General features: G+C 72.2%; 2 protein-coding genes and 1 pseudogene. 2 read left to right on the forward strand and 1 reads right to left on the reverse strand.

Annotated elements, in window-relative coordinates:
- Positions 1 to 428, forward strand: a pseudogene (locus BCD48_RS20985) (ferritin-like domain-containing protein); the annotation flags it as partial.
- Entirely contained in the window at positions 425 to 1681 is a 1257-nt protein-coding gene (locus tag BCD48_RS20990) for a cytochrome P450 (RefSeq protein ID WP_071050115.1), read from the forward strand. The pseudogene BCD48_RS20985 and the gene BCD48_RS20990, both read left to right, overlap by 4 nt.
- 298 nt (positions 1682 to 1979) lie before the next feature.
- Here BCD48_RS20990 and BCD48_RS20995 read toward each other — a convergent pair whose 3' ends face one another.
- The gene (locus BCD48_RS20995) at positions 1980 to 3230 is read right to left on the reverse strand and encodes a cytochrome P450 (RefSeq protein WP_071050116.1); all 1251 of its coding nucleotides are present in this window, start codon (positions 3228 to 3230) and stop codon (positions 1980 to 1982) included.
- Positions 3231 to 3323: the final 93 nt, after the last annotated feature.

Below are 3323 nucleotides of genomic sequence, written 5' to 3' on the forward strand. Positions count from 1 at the left end.
TCTCCGAGCTGACGGTCAACCACGTCTACCGGTCCGTCGCCGCCTGGGTCGACGAACCGGTTCTGCGCGGGCTGATGACGCGGGCCAGCCGGGACGAGGCCGGGCATGCGCGGGAGTTCCTGCACTACGCCCGCCGCCGCCTGGACGCGCATCCGGGGGAGCTGCCCTCGGTTCTGGAGACGCTTTACGTCTACACGTCCGAGTCGCGGATCAAGCATCCGGTCGGGGTGTTCAAGAGCGGGCTGGAGGAGCTCGCGAACCACGAGACGATCGACACCGCGTTCGAGCTGTTCCTCGCGGGCATCGCCACCGACGGCGAGCTCGACCGGCTGCAGGACAACATCCGCCGCGCCTTCGCCGCGCTCACCGGCCTGGACGTGAGCACCAACGGCCGCGTCCGCCGCCGTCTCGCCGAGGCGATGGTGTGACCGCCGCCCTCGGAGCGCCGCCGTCCGCCGGCCCGGCTGTGATCACACCCGAGCAGGCGGCGGTGAACATCTTCGACCCCGCCTGGAACCACAACACCTTCCCGAACTACCAGGTGCTGCGCGAGGCCGGCCCGTTCGTCCCCGGTCCGCTGGGCATGCGCCTGGTCACGCGCTACCGGGAGATCGACGCGATCCTGCAGGACTCGGCCTGGAGCCACGCCGAGGAAGGCGACCTGATGCATCCCGACAGCGACGGCTCGGACCTGCCGACGTCGTTCCTGTGGATGGAGCCGCCGGACCACACCCGCATCCGCAAGCTGGTCAGCCGGGCGTTCACCGTCCGCCGCATCGAGGAGACCCGGGCGCGGGCCAGCGCGCTCGTCGACGGGCTGCTCGACGCGGCCGTCGCGGCGGGCGAGGTGGACCTCGTCGAGGCGATCGCCTACCCGTTGCCGCTGACGATGATCGCCGACCTGATGGGCGTGCCCGAGGCCGACCACGCGGCCGTGCGGTCGTGGTCCTCCGGGCTTGCCCGCGGCCTGGACCCCGACCTCCTGCTCACCCCGGCGGAGGTCGACAACCGGCAGCGGTCGGCGAAGGAGATCCGGGACTACCTCACCGAGCTCGTCGCGCGCCGCCGGGCCGAGCCGACGGGCGACCTCGTCAGCGCGCTCGCGCTCGCCGAGGCCGAGGGCGACCGGCTCAGCAACGAGGAGATGCTCGCGACCCTGGTCGTGCTGCTCGTCGCCGGCCACGAGACGACCGTCGCGCTGATCGCCAGTACGCTCGACGCCCTGATGCGCTACCCGGACCAGTACGCGGCGCTGCGCGCCAACCCCGACCTCGCCGTGCCGGCGGTGGACGAGCTGATGCGCTTCCACTCGCCGGCACACATCTCCACCCGGCGGGCGGTGCGCGACACCGAGGTGTCGGGGGAGCGGTTCGCCGAGGGCGACGGCGTGATCGTCCTGCTCGCGAGCGGGAACCGGGACCCCGAGGTCTACGCCGACGCCGACCGGCTGGACCTGGCCCGGTACGCGGGGGACCAGTGGACGCCGCGCCACCTCGGGTTCGGGCGGGGGCACCACTACTGCATCGGCGCGCCGATGGTGCGCCTCGAGATGGATCTGCTGCTGCGGGCGCTGGCCCGGCGGGCACCACGGATGACCCCGCTGGTCGACCCGCCGCCGTACCGGCCCAACATGATCGTCCGGGGGATCGGCGAGCTGCGCGTCCGAATGGAAGAGAACTAGCACTCCCGGAGGATCGACACCGGGCGGATGCTGGAAGGCCGAGTGCCGGAGACGCGATCGTCTCCGGCACTCGGTCGTTTGCTCCGAATTTCCTGTGCCGCTCTGGCTACCTGTCCACCCAGCCCAGCCACAGCTGGTGACGGCGCATCGGCGCTGGCGTCAACGCAGCCACATCCCCAGCCCGGAACCAGACCAGCCACCGCCTCAAGCAGTTAGCCGGAACCAGGTCCGGAGGGCGCTCAGCGCCCGACAGGCGCTGCCCGGTGGCGGGCGCGGAGCGTCCGGCCACGGGAGCGCCTCAGGCCGCGGCGGGGGTCAGCTCGACGGGGAGCGAGACCAGGCCCCGGTGGATCACGCTCGGCTGGTAGGACAGCGGCTCGTCGGTGGCCAGCCGCAGCCCTGGCGCCCGCTCCAGCAGGGTCCTGATGGCGCTCGACGCCTCCAGGCGGGCGAGCGGCGCCCCCATGCAGTAGTGCAGCCCGAGGCTGAAGCCGAGGTGGCGGGAGGCGCGACCGGTCGGGGCGTAGCGGGTGACGTCGAGTCGGTCCGGCTCGGTGAAGACCTCGGCGTCCCGGTCGGCGGATCCCATCAGCACGATGACACCGTCGCCGCGGCGGAAGCCGCGGTCGCCGATCGTCGTGTCGGCGAGGGCGACCCGCATCGTGAACTGGGTCGGTGTGTCGTAGCGCAGGATTTCCTCGACGGCCGGGCCGGTCAGCTCGGGCCGCTGGCGCAGCAGCTGGAGCTGGTCGGGGTGGTCCAGCAGCGCGAGGATGCCGTTGCCGACGAGGTTGATGCTGGTCTCCATGCCGGCGACGAGGAGCAGCACGCAGATGCCGATGACCTCGGCSGCGSTGAGTKYGTCCCCGGCTTCTTCGACGGCGACGAGCCGGCTGAGCAGGTCGTTCTCGGGGTGGGCGCGGCGGCGCTCCATGAGGTCCATCAGGTATGCGACGACGCCTGCTCCGGCCTGGTCGCGGCGGGTGATCTCCTCGGTGGTCAGCAGCGGTTCCGGGTCGGTGCCGCGGGCGATTGCCAGCTCCCAGGCTCGCAGCTGGTCGGCGTCCTGTTCGGGTACGCCGAGCAGCCGCTGGCCCACCATCGCGAGTGCGAGCGGCGCGGAGAGGTCCCGGACCACGTCGAGCCCGCCGGCCTCGACGGCCCGGTCCACGAGGGTGTCGACCAGCCGGGTGATCATGGGGGTGAGGTCGGCGACCATCCGGGCGCTGAAGGCCTTGTTGACCAGGCCGCGCAGGCGTCGGTGGTCCGGGGGGTCCATCCGGATGAACGAGCCCGGCAGGCTCGCTTCCTGGTCCCAGAACGGGCTGAGCCGGTCGGCGTTGCCGTGCCCCCAGGTGGCGCTCTGCAGCACGGCGGCGCAGTCGGCGAACCTGGACAGCACCGTCACCTCGGTGTCGCCGAGGCGGATGTCGGTCAGGCTGGGGGCCTCGCGCAGCCGGCGGTAGCCCGGGTAGGGGTCGAGGCGGTGGGCGGTGGTGAACAGGTCGACCGCGTCGGGGACGACGTTCTCGATCTGGGCTGAGGTCATGGGTCCCGCTCCTTCGTGGTGCCGACCCGGGCTGTTACCTCGGGTGCGCATTGCGAGAAGCACCGCCGTCCGGCGGCGTTATCGTCTGGTCGC

It is taken from the genome of Pseudofrankia coriaricola, assembly GCF_001854805.1.
GTDB lineage: Bacteria > Actinomycetota > Actinomycetes > Frankiales > Frankiaceae > Pseudofrankia.